Genomic DNA, 16188 nt, shown 5'->3' with positions numbered 1-16188 from the left:
CGTACCGAAGATTGATAGCGGCGCTTTCCAAATTGGAGAGCGCCGCTTTTCTTTATAACTGGCCGCGATATATTCGATGACATGTCGCTCTTCGATCACATCGGTTTCAAAGCCCGTAACGTCAATAGCAGCCTTTCTTTCTACGAAAGCTGCATGCCCGAACTTGGACTGGAGGTCATTGCCCGTTCAGGCAGCGGCTTCTTTGTCAGCGGCGGGGAGAGGGCGCCGGTTCCGTTTCTGTGGATCCACGGCAGCGCCGATGGAGTTGGGGACGGGGAGGACAAGCCCGGCGACCGCCTGCACCTGATGTTTACCGCCGGAAGCCGCGAGGCGGTGGAGGCGTTCCATCAGGCAGCACTCAAGGCAGGCGGCCGGGATAGCGGGGCCCCCGCCTATCAGGGTCCGGAAGAGATGGGCTATTACGCGGCGCTGGTCTTCGACCCCGACGGAAACACGCTCGAAGCGGGTTTCCGCGAGCGCAGGCGCTGAGGCCGGAAAAGCGGCGGTTCTCGTCGTCGCAGCGTCTGGGCGCTATCATTCCAACGGTCATTGCATCCAGAGCGGCTCCGCTTGAAACGGAGTCGCCGGAACCGCTCTATTCATTTGTTTTTCCGCGCATCTTGTTCCGAAAACCGCTTCGCACTTTTCGGGATGCGCACTAGTAATGGCGGCGCAGCCCCTGTGCCGGGCTTGGCGGGCGTGTAGTATTTTCAGTCATTTCCATCAAGTTGGCGGCAATATATTGCAGGTAAATATAAAAATTACAGGTCGCGAAAATAGAAAATAACGCCTTAATTAATACACAATCTTTGAGAATAATTTATACGTATTTTGATATTGATATATTTATTTGGATTTACTATGCGACTTTTCCGCAGGTTGCAATATTATGTTTGTGGAGTTGCTTTAGATAGTTTTACTCCACGTATATTCCATTGTAATTTTAATTCGGCTATAAATTCCTTCTCGATGGAGGAAATAAACCTTAGCTTTGATCGGGTAAATTATTATAATAAATTAAGCTCAAGATTCGTTTTATCTAATCCGGTTTCTTTGAGCGGGATAGATAAATTTGGCAGTATGTATTACTACGATCTGAAGGAATACTTTCGGTATTTTGCGAGGGGGGTGGGACTTTCCTATATTTTTGGCGATGTTACGGATATTCCGTCAGTACCGGCTATTGTGAAGAGCAGGCCCATCAACGGCGATAATTCGAATTCTGTTATCCTGAATCTGGATAAGTTTCGGCATTATTATACCATAAAGGACCGGCTGGATTTTCGCGCCAAACTGCCGAGCGCCGTGTGGCGGGGAAGGGATAACAATGTCAAAAGACGGCAGCTCGTTGAGGGCTTCCACGATCATCCCTCGTGCGATATCGGCTTCGTAAACGGCAATCTTCCGGAAAAATATATCAAGCCCTGGTTGTCGCTGAGGGAGCAGCTTCAATATCGCTATATCGTGTCCGTCGAAGGAATAGATGTTGCGACAAACCTGAAATGGATCATGGCCAGTAAATCCCTGTGCATGATGCCGAAATGCATCTACGAGACATGGTTTATGGAGGGTTGGCTTGTACCGGGGTTTCATTTCGTTCTGCTGAACGATGATTTCTCTGATCTACCCGAAAAAATGGAATACTATAATAAATACCCGTTTGCGGCGGAGGAAATAATCAGTAATGCCAACGATTATTGCTCCGTATTCTTCGATAAACGGAACGAGAAGCTCATATCGCTCCTCATATTGATGAAGTATTTTTTTCTAAGCGGTCAGTTGGAACTGCCGGACCGCCTGAAAGATCTGCCTTGGCGGTAGAGCATTCCCGGCAAAAATGCGAAGCTGTTTTGCTGGAAATGCTCGAGCACGGATGAATATTGCGGTCCGGCAGCGCTGAATGTTCTCAGGCCCGCAGGTTGCGCTTGTCGAGTCTGTTCACCAGCCGGTCGCCGATCCACTGGATGGCGCAAACCATGATGATAAGGATGATCACGACCGCGATCATGATCTGCGTCTCGAAGCGCTGATAGCCGTAGCGGATGGCAAGGTCGCCAAGACCGCCCGCGCCGATGGCGCCGGCCATCGCCGATGCGCCGACAAGCGTGATGATCGTGACTGTGAAGCCCGCGACAATGCCCGGCAGGGCTTCGGGCACCAGCACTTCGCGCACGATGGTCCAGCGATTTGCGCCCATGGAGCGCGCGGCTTCAATGAGGCCGTGGTCCACTTCACGCAGCGATACTTCCGCAATGCGGGCGTAATAGGGGATTGCCGCGATGGACAATGGCACGATGGAGGCCCAAGTGCCGATGGACGTGCCGACGATGAAGCGCGTGACGGGAATGAGCGCCACCAGCAGAATGATGAACGGGACCGAGCGGAAGCCGTTGATGATTGCGCCGAGGATCGTGTTCAGCGTCAGGTTCTGGGCGAGGCCGCCACGTTCCGTCAGGATCATGATGAGCGCGAGCGGCAGACCGACGACGAGCGAAATCAGGCTCGAAAAGCCGGTCATGATGATCGTCTCCCAGAAGGAGCGCCAGAGAAGATCAAGCATTGCCTGAGACATAGCCGAGAACCTCCGTGGCGTCTGCATGGGTGTTGAGATAGGTGATGGCGGCTTCGAATTTGGTCTTGTCCTGTGCGGGCAGGCCGATGAACAGCGTGCCGACCGGCTCGCCCTGAATCGTATCCATGCCGCCATGGATCAGCTGCGGCGCAGCGCCGGTCGCAGCGGAAACGTCGTTGAAGAACGCGCCTTTTGCCGCCGCGCCCGACAGTTTGACTTTCAGCACGGCGAGATCGCCGGATTTTTGCAGCCGGTCGCGCCAGATGGCGGGCAGTTCCGGCGTCAGCACCTGCAACATGCTCTGCGTGACGGGCGATTGGGGATTGGCGAAGACTTTCCAGACCGGGCCTTCTTCGGCGATGGTGCCGTGGTCGAGCACGATGACGCGGTCGGCGATGCGGCGGATAACCTCCATCTCGTGCGTGATGAGCAGGATGGTAAGGCCAAGCTTGGTGTTGATGTCTTTTAACAGCGCCAGAATGGACTGCGTGGTTTCGGGATCGAGAGCGGATGTCGCTTCGTCAGATAGCAGCACGGCTGGTTCGGCGGCAAGGGCGCGCGCAATGCCTACGCGCTGCTTCTGGCCGCCGGAAAGCTGGGCCGGATAATGCGTTGCCTTGTCGGAAAGGCCGACCAGTTCCAGAAGTTCGGCCACACGCCTAGCGCGTTCGGCGTTCGGCTTGCCCGCAATCTTCAGCGGCAGAGCGATGTTTTCGGCAACCGTCTTGGCGGAAAGCAGGTTGAAATGCTGGAACACCATGCCGATGCGGCGGCGCACCGGGCGCAGCGCATCTTCGCCAAGGCCGGTGATTTCGCGGCCTTCGATCAGGATCGAACCGGTATCCGGCTTTTCAAGGCCGTTGACGCAGCGGATCAGCGTGGACTTGCCCGCGCCGCTGCGGCCGATGATGCCGAGGATTTCGCCACGCGCGACGGAAAGTGAAACGCCGTTGATGGCCGCCGTTTCACCGAACATTCGGCGCACGTCTTTCATCTCGACGATGGGCGCTGATGCGGCGGGTGGCTTTTCAATGGTCACGGGCGTTTCTTCTATGTCTGGATAGGCCGCTGTAAACAGCGGCAAACTGCAATCGGATAAGGCTTCAAGGAAGGATGATGCCTGGCTCAAGCCGTCAGCTTTTGCCGTGGCGATGCTTTAGGGCAATTTTTGCCCGCGCGTCAACAAAAGCCGCGCCGGAAACGGTCCCGGCGCGGATTTTTGAACTCTCAGGCGATTAGTTCCAGGCCGGAATGCCGGTGCCCTTGTAGGCGCGGTCGAGTTCGGCCTTCACGGCGTCGTTCTGGAACGAAGCCACGAGGTTCTTCACCCATTCGGCGTTCTCATCTTCGGTGCGGACCGCGATGAAGTTGTTGTATGGGTTGTTTTCCTTCGATTCCCAGCCGATGGCCTCTTCCTTCTTGAGGCCGGCCTTTGCGGCCCAGTCGTTGTTCACGATGGCTGCGTCGAGGTCGTCGATGGAACGGCCGACGACACCGGCGTCGAGTTCCTTGATCTCAAGCTTCTTCGGGTTTTCAACGATATCGATCGGGGTCGCCAGGATGCCTGCATCCGGCTTCAGCTTGATGAGACCCTTTTCTTCCAGAACGCGGAGCGCGCGGCCTTCGTTCGACGGATCGTTCGGCACGCCGACGACAGCGCCTTCCTTCAACTCGTCAAGGCTCTTGTGCTTGCGCGAATAGATGCCGATCGGCCAGACGGCGGTATATCCGGCAACGGAAATCTTGTAGCCGTGCTGCTTGATCTGCTCATCGAGATAAGGCTTGTGCTGGAAGGCGTTGGCGTCGATTTCCTTGCGTTCCAGGGCTTCGTTAGGCTGGTTGTAATCGTTGAAGGTCACGCGCTCGATGTTGAGGCCGTGCTTCTTGCCTTCTTCGGCGACGACTTTCCAGACGTCTTCGTCTTCACCGCCCATGATGCCGACCTTGATGGTCTTGTCTTCCGCGTGGCTCGGGGCCGACGCGAAGCCGACGGTCAGTGCGGCTGCGGTGAAGAGAAGGGCTTTCAGACCGGCGCGGCGGGTCAGCGTATAGCGGGAAAGGACTGACGACATTTTGTTTTCCTTGTTCAAAGACTTTGGAGAGCCGGTCCCGGAAAACGATCTTTTGAGATGATCTTTCTCCCCCTGCCCACCTTGTTGCCGATAATTCCCTTTTGCCGGGCAAGAAACAAGAAAAATTATTTCAGAATTTGCCGAAGCAATGATGCCGAAATTGCGTTCACGAGACGGTGAGCGGATTGCCATTTCCGCTCACTGTCTTCACAGGAATCTGGTTCTATCGATTATCCGCAATAATCATCTGTGCGGCCTTTTCGGCGATCATGAGAGTGGGGGAATTGGTATTGCCGGACGTGATGGTCGGCATGATCGAGGCGTCGGCAACACGCAGGCCCTTAATGCCGTTGAAGCGCAGGCGCGGATCGACGATTGCCTCAGCATCCTGACCCATGCGGCAGGTGCCGACCGGATGGAAGATCGTCGTGCCGATATCGCCTGCCGCCTTTTCAAGCTGTTCCTGCGTTTCGTACGCGGGGCCGGGCTTGAATTCTTCCGGGCGATATTTCTGCAAGGGCGCCTGCGCCACGATATGGCGGGTGAGGCGGATAGCGTCGGCGGCGACGCGGCGGTCGCTCTCGGTGGCGAGATAATTCGGCCTGATCGCCGGTTGTGCGCGGTGATCCGCCGACTTGATGTGGATCGAACCGCGGCTGTCCGGACGCAGATTGCACACGCTTGCGGTGAAGGCGGGGAAGGGGTGCACGGCTTCGCCGAACTTTTCGAGGCTTAGCGGCTGCACATGATATTGCAGATTGGCGGTCTCGTAGGACGGGTCGGAGCGGGTGAATACACCGAGCTGGCTTGGCGCCATGGACATGGGGCCAGAGCGGCGCAGGAAATATTCAAGCCCGATCATGGCCTTGCCAACCAGCTTGCTTGCCTTCTCGTTCAGCGTCGGGATGCCGGTGACCTTGTAGGCGCAGCGCAATTGCAGGTGATCCTGCAGGTTTTCGCCGAGCTGCTTTCGCTCCAGTTTGAGCGGAATGCCCGCCTGCTGCAGCACCTCGCCGCGCCCGATGCCCGACAATTCGAGGATCTGCGGCGAGCCGACCGCGCCGGCAGCGAGAATGACCTCGCGTCTTGCCTTCACCGTGCGGGTCGTGCCGTTCTGGTCGAAGGTGACGCCGGTGGCGCGCAATTCCTCGATTTCGATGCGGCGGACATGTGCGCCGGTTTCGACCGTCAGGTTCTTGCGATCCAGTGCCGGGCGCAGAAAGGCCTTGGCGGTGTTCCAGCGAATGCCGCGCTTCTGGTTGACCTTGAAATAGGAGACGCCTTCATTGTCGCCGCGATTGAAATCATCAACCGAAGGGATGCCGGCTGCGACTGCGGCGTCGCGGAACGCATCGAGAATATCCCAATGCAGGCGCGCGCTTTCGACACGCCATTCGCCGCCCACGCCATGTAGATCGCTGGCACCGGCAAAATAGTCTTCCGATTTCTTGAAGAGCGGCAGAACGTCGTCCCAGCCCCAGCCTTCGCAACCCGTCTGACGCCACAGGTCGTAGTCGCGGGCCTGACCACGCATATAGATCATGCCATTGATGGAGGAACAGCCGCCCAGCACCTTGCCGCGCGGATAGCCGAGCGAACGGCCGTTCAGCCCCGGTTCGGCCTCGGTGGTGAAGCACCAGTCCGTGCGCGGATTGCCGATGCAATAGAGATAGCCGACGGGGATGTGAATCCAGGCGTAATTGTCCTTTCCGCCCGCCTCCAGCAGCAGCACGGAACGGTTCGGGTCTGCGGAAAGCCGGTTCGCGAGGGCGCAACCTGCCGTGCCCGCGCCAACCACGATGTAATCGTAGGTGTCGGTCATGATCTCATATCCAGTAAAAGAACGAAGCCGCCGGATGCGCGGGCGGCCCCGCAGTGTCGGTTATCCGAAAAGCTTCTTTCCGATCTTCGATGCGTAGAACTCGCCGATAATGCCTTTTCGGAAGAGGAGAACGCATGCCATGAAGATGACACCGGTGACGATCGTCACGGGGAAGTCGGATGTCGCGAGATAGTTCTGCAAGGCGACGACGAAGGCGGCGCCGACGATGGGACCGATGAGCGTGCCAATACCGCCCAGAAGCGTCATCAGGATCACTTCGCCCGACATCTGCCAGCCGACATCGGTCAGCGTTGCAAACTGGAAGACAAGCGCCTTCAGCCCGCCTGCAAGACCGGCAAGCGCTGCCGACATGACGAAGGCTGCGAGCTTGTAGCGGTTGACCGAATAGCCAAGCGAGATCGCACGGTTTTCATTCTCGCGCACCGATTTTAGGATCATGCCGAAGGGCGAGTTGATGATGCGCCAGATGATGAAGATGCCGAGCACGAACACGGCCAGCACGAAGTAATACATGTTCATCGGCTGGTTGAGGTCGATGAGGCCGAAGAGATAGCCGCGCGGCACGCCCTGCAACCCGTCCTCGCCATGGGTGAAGGAGGCTTGCAGGCAGAAGAAGAAGAACATCTGCGCCAGCGCCAGCGTGATCATCGTCGAATAGATGCCCTGACGGCGAATGGCGAGATAGCCGATGACCAGACCAAGCGCTGCGGCAGCGAGAATGCCGAGGATCAGGCCGACTTCCGGCGTGACGCCCCATTCTTTCACCGTGTGGGCGGTGATATAGGCCGCCCCGCCGAAAAAGGCGGCATGGCCGAAGGAGAGAATACCCGTATAGCCCAGAAGAAGATTGAAGGCCGAGGCGAACAACGCGAAGCACAGCATCTTCATCAGGAAGATCGGGTAGACCATGAAGGGGGCAGCCAAAAGCCCGACAAGGGCAATGCCGAGGATGACGGCGGAGAGGCTGTTGACGGCAGGCGCCTTGCTGTCGCGCGGGGCTGCAGTTGCCTTAAGAGCGGTATCAGCCATGTCAGGCCTCCTTCCCGAACAGTCCGGCGGGGCGCACCAGAAGAACGATAGCCATGATGACGAAGATGACGATGCTGGAGGCTTCGGGATAGAAGACCTTGGTGAGGCCTTCCGCCAGCCCCAGCACATAGCCGGTGATGATGGCGCCGAGGATCGATCCCATGCCGCCGACCACCACCACGGCAAAGACCACGATGATGATGTTGGAGCCCATCAGCGGGCTGACCTGATAGATCGGCGCGGCCATGATGCCGGCAAGACCGGCAAGGGCGGCACCGAGCGCATAGGTGAAGGTGAGAAGCAGCGGCACATTGATGCCGAAAGCCTTGACCAGCGTCGGGTTTTCCGTCGCGGCGCGCAAGTAAGCGCCAAGCTTGGTCTTTTCGATCAGAAGCCATGTGCCAAGGCAGACGATGAGCGAGGCGACGACGACCCAGGCGCGATAGTTCGGCAGGAACATGAAGCCCAGATTATGCCCGCCCGCAAGCGACGGCGGCACCGCATACGGTTGGCCCGCCGCTCCGTAATAATAACGGAAGGTGCCTTCGATCACGAGCGCAAGGCCGAAGGTGAAGAGCAGGCCATAGAGCGGATCGAGATTATAAAGCCGCGACAGCGCCACGCGCTCGATAATGGCCCCGCCCAGCCCGACGATGAGCGGGGCGAGGATCAGCGCGGGCCAATAGCCGATGCCGAGCCAGCTCAACAGCAGATAACCGACAAAGGCGCCCAGCATATATTGCGCGCCATGGGCGAAGTTGATGATGCGCAGAAGCCCGAAGATGATGGCAAGGCCAAGGCTCAGCATGGCATAGAACGAGCCGTTGATGAGGCCGACCAGCAATTGCCCGAGAAGCGCCTGCAAAGGTATTCCAAAAATCATTGTCATCCTGTCAGACCCCCAGCGCGTGCGTGAGCGCCGCCATGCGGGCGGGCAGTTCGGCGGTCGGGAAGTTTTCCGTCACCACGCCATGATCCATGAGGTAGAAGCGGTCGGCGACCTTGGCGGCAAAGCGGAAGTTCTGCTCGACCAGAAGCACGGTCATGCCGCGTTTCTTCAGTTCCACCAGTACATCGCCGATGCGCTGCACGATGACGGGCGCAAGCCCCTCGGTCGGCTCGTCGAGAAGCAGCACCTTGACGCCGGTGCGCAGGATGCGCGCTATGGCCAGCATCTGCTGCTCGCCGCCCGAAAGCTTGGTGCCGGGGCTGTTGCGGCGTTCATGCAGGTTGGGAAAGAGTTCGTAGATCTCATCGAGCGACATGACGCTCTGGCCGTCCTTGGCGACGACCGGCGGCAAAAGCAGGTTCTCATGCACGCTCAGGCTGGCGAAGATGCCGCGTTCTTCCGGCACGAAGCCGAGACCCGCATGGGCGATGCGGTGCAAGGGCACGCGCATGATGTCCTTGCCGTCGAGCGTGATGGTGCCGGTGCGCTTGCGGATGATGCCCATGATGGCGCGCAGCGTCGTCGTCTTGCCGACGCCGTTGCGGCCCAGAAGCGTGATCGTCTCGCCGGGCCAGATATCGAGGTCGACGCCGTGCAGGGCATGGCTTTCGCCATACCAGGCATTGAGCCCGCGCACGGACAGGAGCGGTTGGCCTCTATTCATGTTCGGTTCCCATATAGGCGGTGCGCACGCGCTCGTCCTGCGAGACGGTGGCATAATTGCCGGAGGCGAGAATCTCGCCGCGTTGCAGCACCGTGACGTGGTGGGCGATGTCGGCCACCACCTTGAGATTGTGTTCCACCATCAAAACGGCGCGGTCCTTCGCGACGTCGGCGATGAGGGCGGCAATGGTGTGGACGTCTTCGTGGCCCATGCCGGCCATCGGCTCATCGAGCAGCAGCACCTTGGGATCAAGCGCCAGCGTGGTCGCGATCTCAAGCGCGCGCTTGCGGCCATAGGAGAGATCGGCAGCCAGCGCATGGCGCGCATCGGCAAGGCCGACACGGTCCAGAAGCTCGACGGCTCTTGCGTCCAGTCGATTGAGTGCCGATAGCGGCCGCCAGAACTGCGTGGCAAGCCCGTTGGGGCGTTGCAGCGCGACCTTGACGTTTTCCAGCACCGTCAGATGCGGAAATGTTGCCGAAATCTGGAACGAGCGCACCAGCCCCATCCGCGCCACCCTGGCCGGATCGGCTCTGGTGATGGTTTCGCCCAGAAGCGTGATCTCGCCGCTCGACGGCTGCAGGAATTTGGTCAGGAGGTTGAACACGGTCGTCTTGCCCGCGCCATTCGGACCGATCAGCGCGTGGACCCGAGCATGCTCCACATCGAGATCGACGTTCCTGACCGCGTGAAAGCCGCCAAAGGTCTTGCCCAGTCCGCGTGCCGACAGAACGGTCCTGCCGGATGAGCCGCCATCGTGCGGCCCTGCCTCGTGCAGGGCCGTCATATCGCCAGTTGCTGCGTTCATTCAACCAGCCTCTTTTACTGCGTCACAAGCGGGCAGCCGCTTTCTTCCGGCTTCATGTAGGCCTGATCGCCGGGGATGGTGGCAAGAACCTTATAGTAATCCCAAGGCGCCTTGCTTTCATCAGGCTTTTTCACTTCCATCAGATACATGTCATAGATCATGCGTCCGTTGGGACCGACCTTGCCGTGGCGGGCGAAGACGTCTTCGACCGGCATTTCATGCAGCTTCTTGGCAACGGCCTCGGTTTCGTCGGTGCCTGCTTCCTTGATCGCCTTCAGATATTGGGTCACGGCGGAATAGGTGCCAGCCTGAATCATGTTCGGCATGCGGCCCGTGCGCTCGAAGAAGCGCTTGCCGAATTCACGCGATTCATCGTCGCGGTCCCAGTAGAAGCCTTCCGTCAGCGTCAGCCCCTGTGCTGCCTCAAGCCCAAGTCCGTGCACTTCGGCGAGCGTGAAGAGCAGGGCTGCAAGGCGTTGTCCGCCAGCAACGATGCCGAATTCCGCAGCCTGCTTGATGGCGTTGGACGTATCGAGACCGGCATTGGCAAGGCCCACCACCTTCGCGCCAGAAGCCTGTGCCTGCAGCAGGAAGGAAGAATAGTCGGTGGTGCTCAATGGATGGCGAACCGAGCCGAGAACCTTGCCGCCCTTGGATTCGACGAATTTGGTTGTCTGTTCTTCCAGCGAATAGCCGAAGGCATAGTCGGCGGTAAGGAAGTACCAGGTGTCGCCGCCCTGCTGCACGAGCGAGCCGCCGGTGCCGACCGCCAGCGCATGGGTGTCATAGGCCCAATGGAAACCATAAGGCGTGCACTGCTTGCCGGTCAGTTCGGACGTTGCCGCGCCGGTGTTGATGGTGATCTTTTTCTTGTCTTTCGACAGCGCCTGCACCGCAAGGCCGACCGACGAGGTCGTCAGTTCCATGATGGAATCGACCTGTTCGGTGTCGTACCACTGACGGGCAATGTTCGAGGCGACGTCCGGCTTGTTCTGGTGGTCGGCGGTGATGATCTCAATCGGCGCATCGAGCACCTTGCCGCCGAAATCCTCGGCAGCCATCTTGGCCGCTTCGAACGACCATTTGCCGCCGAAATCGGCATAGACGCCGGACTGGTCGTTCAGAATACCGATCTTGACCTTGCCGTCGGAAATTTCCGCCGCCGACGAGATGGCCGTGGCGGCGAAAAGCGCTGCCGTTGCAAGTGCGAGACATTTCATGAAGTGCTCCTCCCAATAACACCTTGAGCCATTGCGGAAAAACCGCATGGCATCATCCTCCTTCAAGCAGTCCTTTCAGACAGGGGAAGCGGCTTATCCTCTTTGCCGTCCGCCCTTGCTTTTTACCCGGCTTGTTCCTCCGTCCGGGCCTTGGTTGAAACGGTAGCATTGACAAATGCGTACAAGAACAACAATTTTTGAACACTGTCTGTTCAAAAATGTACAGACAGTGTGGCGCAGTCCACTGCAACTGTTTGGGAGGGTGCATGCGGCAGTTTACATGGGACGATCTGCAATATTTTCTGGCGGTTGCACGCACCGGGCAGCTCTCCACGGCGGCGCGGCAATTGCGCACCAGCCATGTGACGGTGCTGCGCCGCATCGACCGGCTGGAACAGTCGCTTTCGACCAAATTGTTCGAGCGCAATCCGCGCGGTTATCTGCTGACACCCATCGGCGAGAGGCTGGTGGAAGCGGCGGAAGCGATGGAGCGCGAAGCAATGAAATTCCAGACCGAGGCCACCGGCAATCTGGCGGCGCTGTCGGGCGTCGTGCGGCTTTCGACGCTGGAAGGCTTCGGCAATTTCTTTCTCGCCGACCGCCTGCCGGTGCTGGCGCAATCCTATCCAAGCCTGTTCGTGGAAGTGGTGACGATCCAGCAGATCATGTCGCTGTCGCGCCGCGAGGCGGAACTGTCGATCACGCTGCATATGCCGCGCACCGGCCCCTATCACAGCGAGAAACTGACGCCGTATCGCTTGTTCATCTACGGCCATCGCGATTATCTGGAGCGGCATCCGCCGATCAGGACACGCGAGGACATGGCCCGGCACCCGTTCATCGGCTATATCGACGACATGGTCTTTACGCCGGGCCTCGATTACATGCGGGAAATCCTGCCGGGGCAGCGCTGTACCTATCAAAGCTCCAGCATCCATGCGCAGCTGATCGCGACCCAGATCGGATATGGCCTTTGCGTGCTGCCTTATTTCATCGCCAGCCGCCATCCGGAACTGGTGCCGGTGCTGCCGCGCGAAATGCATCTGGTGCGCGAGTACTGGATGAGCTGTCACATCGATGTGGTCGCCGCTCCGCGAATCCGTGTGCTGAGCGATTTCATGATCCGCGCTGTGCGCGAGTCTTCAGCAATCTTCCTTGGGGAGCCCCTGCTGCGGGCATGATACAGTGAAATTGTCGTTCAGATCGTGCCGCCGCCGATGGCGACAATGCATGTGATGACCAGTGCGGTGAAACCGAACCCGATTATGAACAGATTAAGTGTTTTCATGACCCCTCCCTTTCAACCCGGAGGCGTTATGTTCGACTTGCGGTGGAATGTCTACCTTAAATTGCAACTATCCATACTAAAGTTGTAGAGGGGCGATTCAGCCGGTTTCACGCTCGATATCACGGCGAAGAACGATTGCCGTAGTGAGATCCTCTACGGTTTCGTGAGTGGCCATGAGATCGCGCAGCCGGTTGAGACGGTCGATGGAAGGAACTTCAACCTCCACGATCAAATCCAGCTGGCCGCTCACCGAGGAGACCCGGCGCACTTCCGCATGGCGCGCCAGTTCGTCAAGGAGACCGAGCGCCGGTGTGCGCTTGAGGCTGACGAGGATTATTGCGCGGATGATGTTGCTGTCGATCTGGCCGATATCTGCGCGATAGCCGCGGATGACGCCACTTTTTTCGAGATTGGCGACGCGCTCGCCGGTTGCGCTGCGCGAAAGCCCGATACGGCCCGCCAGCGTCTTGAGCGGTATGCGCGCTTCCTTGGAGAGAATGGCGAGTATCTCACGGTCCTTCGCATCCAGTTCCCGCATGTGCCGTTCCTCCGCCCCGCCGTAAATGTGCCGGTCCATTCCGGCAAAGTGCCGGTCTGACCGACGCCTTGTCTGATGCCTGAAAATCGCGGACATGCCAAGCTGCTCCTGTTGCCTCCCATTCATATTCAACCCGTGAAGCGCCTCCAATGACCGATATTTCGCATCCCGCTCCCGATTTCTCGCCGCAAGAGGCCGAAGTGCTGGCCCAGCTTCATTTCGGCGTGACGGCGAGCGCTTCGCCGCTCGACAGCGAGCGCGACCGCAATTTCCGTCTGAAAACGGGCAACGGGTCAGCGGACTGGATATTGAAGATCGTCAATGCCAGCGAACCGCGTGTGGAAAGCGAATTCCAGACGGCGCTGCTGCAGCATCTGGCCATGGCCGATCCGGCGCTCGCCGTGCCGCGCCTGAAATCAAGCCTGACGGGGGAGGTGCTGGCTTCTGCCGAAAAGGATGGCGGCGAGCCGCATGCGCTGCGGGTGGCAAGCTGGCTTCCCGGCACGCCGCTTGCTGAAGTCCCGCGCACCAAAACGCTCATGCACAATCTTGGCGCAGCGCTCGGCGAGCTAGATCGCGCCTTGCAGGGCTTCATCCATCCGGGTGCGCTTCGCGATTTCGACTGGGACCTGCGTCATGCAGGCCGGGCGCGCGACCGGCTGCATTTTATCGGCAAGGCGGAAGACCGCGCTGTCCTCGAGCGCTTCCTTGCCCGTTTCGAGCGCGATGTGGCGCCGAAACTGCCATTGCTGCGCGCGCAGGTGATCCACAATGATGCCAATGACTGGAATGTGCTGGTCGACAGTGAGGACAATGAACGCATTGCCGGACTGATCGATTTTGGCGATTCCGTCCATACGGTGCTGATCGCCGAAGTGGCGATTGCCTGCGCCTATTCCATTCTGGATATGGACGACCCGATCGGTGCAGCCGCTGCCCTTGCCGCCGGTTTCCATGCGAAATATCCGCTTCTGCCGCAAGAGATCGACCTCCTGTTCGACCTGATTGCGATGCGTCTGGTGACAAGCGTGACGCTGTCGGCCTCGCGCCGTGAAAAGACCGAGGACAATCCCTATCTTGCGATCAGCGAAGCGCCTGCATGGCGGCTTCTGCACAAGCTTGATGCCATGAACCCGCGCTTTGCCACCGCGATCCTGCGCAAGGCTTGCGGTTTTGATGCCGTCGACGGAGCTGGTGCGGTACGCCGCTGGATCGCCGCGAAGCGCAAGGATTTCGCGCCCGTGGTGCGTCCGCATCCGGCAACGCTGACCAAGGCGCTGGTGCCTTATGGCGACCCGGCCCATGTGATGACGGTTGATTCCGCCGAACAGCGCCCGAAGGAAGCAACGGCCTGGTGGGACGAATTCTGCGCCCGCAACCGTATCGAACTCGGCATCGGCCCATGGGGCGAAAGGCGCACCGTCTATACCGATGAAGCGTTCCGTTCGCGCTTTGTCGAAGGCGAGCGGCGTGTCCACCATCTGGGTCTCGACCTGTTCATGCCGGCAGGCACGCCCGTCTACACGCCGCTTGCAGCCATTGTGAAAAGCGTCGAGATCGAGACCGCGCCTCTCGGTTATGGTGGTCTGATCGCGCTGGAACACCGACCGGAAGACTGCCCGCCCTTCATCACGCTCTGGGGCCATATGGCGCATGAGGCGATGTCACGCCTGAAACCCGGCCAGAAGCTCGCCGCTGGCGAACTGGTCGGCTATATGGGCGATATACATGAGAATGGTGGCTGGACGCCGCATCTCCATTTCCAGATTTCGACCGATACCGGCCTTACGGCAGCGGAAATTCTGGGTGTCGGCGAGAACGCCTATCTCGACGTCTGGGCTGATCTCTTCCCGGATGCGGCAGCCCTTGCCGATATTCCGGCGGAAGCCTTCCACCAGAGCGGGCGCACGCGCGCGGAAATCGTCAGCGCGCGCAAGGATATTCTGCTGCCCAACCTCTCCATCTCCTATTCCGAGCCGATCAAGTTCGTGCGCGGCGAGGGCGCATGGCTGATCGACAATCGGGGCCGTGCCTATCTCGATTGCTTCAACAATGTCTGCCATCTCGGCCATGCGCATCCGGAAGTGGTGGAAGCGATTGCGAAGCAGGCGGCGATCCTCAACACCAATACGCGTTATCTGCATGACAATATCGTTTCCTATGCCGAGCGCCTGACGGCGACTTTGCCCGAAGGTTTGACCGTGGCGTCGTTTGCCTGTTCGGGCAGCGAAGCGAACAGTCTGGCGCTGCGCATGGCGCGCGCGCATTCGCGCCAGCGCGATGCGCTGGTGCTTGACTGGGCTTATCACGGTACAACGCAGGAGCTGATCGATCTCAGCCCCTATAAATACAAGCGCAAGGGCGGCAAGGGACGTCCGGAGCATGTGTTTGAGGCCACCATTCCGGACAGCTATCGCGCACCGGAAAACTGGCCGCTGGCGGAACATGGCAAGCGCTTTGCCGAAAGCGTGGCCGAACAGATCGAGGCCATCAAGAAACTTGAACGCGGCCCGGCTTATTTCATCGCCGAGTCGATCCCGAGCGTGGCCGGTCAGGTCTTCCTGCCGGAAGGCTATCTGCGTGAAGTCTATGCGATGGTGCGGGCGGCTGGCGGCGTCTGCATCGCCGACGAAGTGCAGGTTGGCTTCGGCCGTGTCGGCAGCCATTGGTGGGCGTTTGAAATGCAGGATGTGGTGCCGGATATCGTCACCATGGGCAAGCCAATCGGCAACGGCCATCCGATGTCGGCGGTCGTAACCACCCGCGAAGTGGCCGACAGCTTCAACAATGGCATGGAATATTTCAACACGTTTGGCGGCAATCCGGTTTCCTGCGCGGCGGGTCTGGCGGTACTGGATGTGATCGAACGCGACGGCCTGCGCCGCAACGCGCTGGAGATAGGCAATTATCTCATCGACGGGTTCCGTTCGATGCAGGAGCGGTTCGATATCATCGGTGATGTGCGCGGGCAGGGACTGTTCCTCGGTATCGAACTGGTCATGGACCGCAGGACCAAGGAACCGGCAACCGCACTGGCCAAGAAGATCAATGATGGTGCGCGCGAACGCGGCATCCTGATGGGAACCGAAGGTCCGTTCGACAATGTGCTGAAGATGCGTCCGCCGATGATCTTCAGCCGCGCCAATGCGGATCATCTCCTGAGCGTGCTGGAGGATAGCTTCGCGGCTGCGCTGAAGTAGTTCGT

General features: G+C 59.1%; 14 protein-coding genes. 4 read left to right on the top strand and 10 right to left on the bottom strand.

What is annotated here, in order from left to right; translation table 11 throughout:
• The first annotated feature begins 81 nt into the window (after positions 1–81).
• Both J9800_RS10140 and J9800_RS10135 read left to right on the top strand, forming a co-directional pair.
• Entirely contained in the window at positions 82–489 is a 408-nt protein-coding gene (locus J9800_RS10140; RefSeq protein WP_114216204.1) for a VOC family protein, read from the top strand.
• 591 nt (positions 490–1080) lie between these two features.
• Positions 1081–1821: a glycosyl transferase family 90 gene (locus J9800_RS10135; RefSeq protein WP_162792665.1), complete on the top strand. Its 741-nt coding sequence runs from the start codon at positions 1081–1083 to the stop codon at positions 1819–1821.
• Between the two features lie 85 nt (positions 1822–1906).
• On the opposite strand, the gene J9800_RS10130 is transcribed toward J9800_RS10135, so the two are convergent.
• From J9800_RS10130 to J9800_RS10090, 9 genes are all read right to left on the bottom strand, one after another.
• On the bottom strand, positions 1907–2572 hold the full coding sequence (locus J9800_RS10130) for a methionine ABC transporter permease (RefSeq protein WP_114216206.1): 666 nt from the start codon (positions 2570–2572) through the stop codon (positions 1907–1909).
• The gene (locus J9800_RS10125) at positions 2553–3611 is read right to left on the bottom strand and encodes a methionine ABC transporter ATP-binding protein (RefSeq protein WP_114216378.1); all 1059 of its coding nucleotides are present in this window, start codon (positions 3609–3611) and stop codon (positions 2553–2555) included. The genes J9800_RS10130 and J9800_RS10125 overlap by 20 nt, the downstream gene beginning before the upstream one ends.
• Before the next feature lie 196 nt (positions 3612–3807).
• Positions 3808–4644, bottom strand: a complete 837-nt coding sequence (locus J9800_RS10120) for a MetQ/NlpA family ABC transporter substrate-binding protein (RefSeq protein WP_112585530.1) — start codon at positions 4642–4644, stop codon at positions 3808–3810.
• 223 nt (positions 4645–4867) lie between these two features.
• On the bottom strand, positions 4868–6466 hold the full coding sequence (locus tag J9800_RS10115; protein WP_114216207.1) for a GMC family oxidoreductase: 1599 nt from the start codon (positions 6464–6466) through the stop codon (positions 4868–4870).
• Between the two features lie 60 nt (positions 6467–6526).
• On the bottom strand, positions 6527–7516 hold the full coding sequence (locus J9800_RS10110; protein ID WP_114216208.1) for a branched-chain amino acid ABC transporter permease: 990 nt from the start codon (positions 7514–7516) through the stop codon (positions 6527–6529).
• A gap of 1 nt (position 7517) precedes the next feature.
• The gene (locus J9800_RS10105; RefSeq protein ID WP_114216209.1) at positions 7518–8405 is read right to left on the bottom strand and encodes a branched-chain amino acid ABC transporter permease; all 888 of its coding nucleotides are present in this window, start codon (positions 8403–8405) and stop codon (positions 7518–7520) included.
• A 4-nt stretch (positions 8406–8409) separates the two neighbouring features.
• Positions 8410–9129 carry an ABC transporter ATP-binding protein gene (locus J9800_RS10100; protein ID WP_114216210.1) on the bottom strand — a complete coding sequence of 240 codons (720 nt, stop codon included), beginning with the start codon at positions 9127–9129 and terminating at the stop codon, positions 8410–8412.
• Complete coding sequence (locus J9800_RS10095; RefSeq protein ID WP_114216211.1) at positions 9122–9937, bottom strand: ABC transporter ATP-binding protein; 816 nt, start codon at positions 9935–9937, stop codon at positions 9122–9124. Before J9800_RS10095 ends, J9800_RS10100 begins: the two co-directional genes overlap by 8 nt.
• A gap of 14 nt (positions 9938–9951) precedes the next feature.
• Positions 9952–11157 carry an ABC transporter substrate-binding protein gene (locus J9800_RS10090; RefSeq protein ID WP_112585542.1) on the bottom strand — a complete coding sequence of 402 codons (1206 nt, stop codon included), beginning with the start codon at positions 11155–11157 and terminating at the stop codon, positions 9952–9954.
• 266 nt (positions 11158–11423) lie between these two features.
• On the opposite strand from J9800_RS10090, the gene J9800_RS10085 reads away from it, so the two are divergent.
• Positions 11424–12338 carry a LysR family transcriptional regulator gene (locus J9800_RS10085; RefSeq protein ID WP_112585967.1) on the top strand — a complete coding sequence of 305 codons (915 nt, stop codon included), beginning with the start codon at positions 11424–11426 and terminating at the stop codon, positions 12336–12338.
• Positions 12339–12542: 204 nt separating this feature from the next.
• Here J9800_RS10085 and J9800_RS10080 read toward each other — a convergent pair whose 3' ends face one another.
• On the bottom strand, positions 12543–12983 hold the full coding sequence (locus J9800_RS10080) for an Lrp/AsnC family transcriptional regulator (protein WP_114216212.1): 441 nt from the start codon (positions 12981–12983) through the stop codon (positions 12543–12545).
• Positions 12984–13132: 149 nt separating this feature from the next.
• Between J9800_RS10080 and J9800_RS10075 the strand changes: the two genes are divergently transcribed.
• The gene (locus J9800_RS10075; RefSeq protein WP_114216213.1) at positions 13133–16183 is read left to right on the top strand and encodes an aminotransferase class III-fold pyridoxal phosphate-dependent enzyme; all 3051 of its coding nucleotides are present in this window, start codon (positions 13133–13135) and stop codon (positions 16181–16183) included.
• The last annotated feature ends 5 nt before the right edge of the window (positions 16184–16188 follow it).

It is taken from the genome of Ochrobactrum sp. AP1BH01-1 (assembly GCF_018066705.1).
Classification (GTDB): Bacteria; Pseudomonadota; Alphaproteobacteria; order Rhizobiales; family Rhizobiaceae; genus Brucella.
This window is presented reverse-complemented; position numbering and strand designations above follow the sequence as displayed.

What these genes read in the sequence shown, in the direction of transcription:
- J9800_RS10075 (WP_114216213.1), top strand. Translation starts at nt 13,133, where the DNA reads ATGACCGATATTTCGCATCCCGCTCCCGATTTCTCGCCGCAAGAGGCC.
- J9800_RS10095 (WP_114216211.1), bottom strand. Translation starts at nt 9,937, where the DNA reads ATGAACGCAGCAACTGGCGATATGACGGCCCTGCACGAGGCAGGGCCG.
- J9800_RS10140 (WP_114216204.1), top strand. Translation starts at nt 82, where the DNA reads ATGTCGCTCTTCGATCACATCGGTTTCAAAGCCCGTAACGTCAATAGC.
- J9800_RS10130 (WP_114216206.1), bottom strand. Translation starts at nt 2,572, where the DNA reads ATGTCTCAGGCAATGCTTGATCTTCTCTGGCGCTCCTTCTGGGAGACG.
- J9800_RS10120 (WP_112585530.1), bottom strand. Translation starts at nt 4,644, where the DNA reads ATGTCGTCAGTCCTTTCCCGCTATACGCTGACCCGCCGCGCCGGTCTG.
- J9800_RS10085 (WP_112585967.1), top strand. Translation starts at nt 11,424, where the DNA reads ATGCGGCAGTTTACATGGGACGATCTGCAATATTTTCTGGCGGTTGCA.
- J9800_RS10115 (WP_114216207.1), bottom strand. Translation starts at nt 6,466, where the DNA reads ATGACCGACACCTACGATTACATCGTGGTTGGCGCGGGCACGGCAGGT.
- J9800_RS10100 (WP_114216210.1), bottom strand. Translation starts at nt 9,129, where the DNA reads ATGAATAGAGGCCAACCGCTCCTGTCCGTGCGCGGGCTCAATGCCTGG.
- J9800_RS10105 (WP_114216209.1), bottom strand. Translation starts at nt 8,405, where the DNA reads ATGACAATGATTTTTGGAATACCTTTGCAGGCGCTTCTCGGGCAATTG.
- J9800_RS10135 (WP_162792665.1), top strand. Translation starts at nt 1,081, where the DNA reads ATGTATTACTACGATCTGAAGGAATACTTTCGGTATTTTGCGAGGGGG.
- J9800_RS10080 (WP_114216212.1), bottom strand. Translation starts at nt 12,983, where the DNA reads ATGCGGGAACTGGATGCGAAGGACCGTGAGATACTCGCCATTCTCTCC.
- J9800_RS10090 (WP_112585542.1), bottom strand. Translation starts at nt 11,157, where the DNA reads ATGAAATGTCTCGCACTTGCAACGGCAGCGCTTTTCGCCGCCACGGCC.
- J9800_RS10110 (WP_114216208.1), bottom strand. Translation starts at nt 7,516, where the DNA reads ATGGCTGATACCGCTCTTAAGGCAACTGCAGCCCCGCGCGACAGCAAG.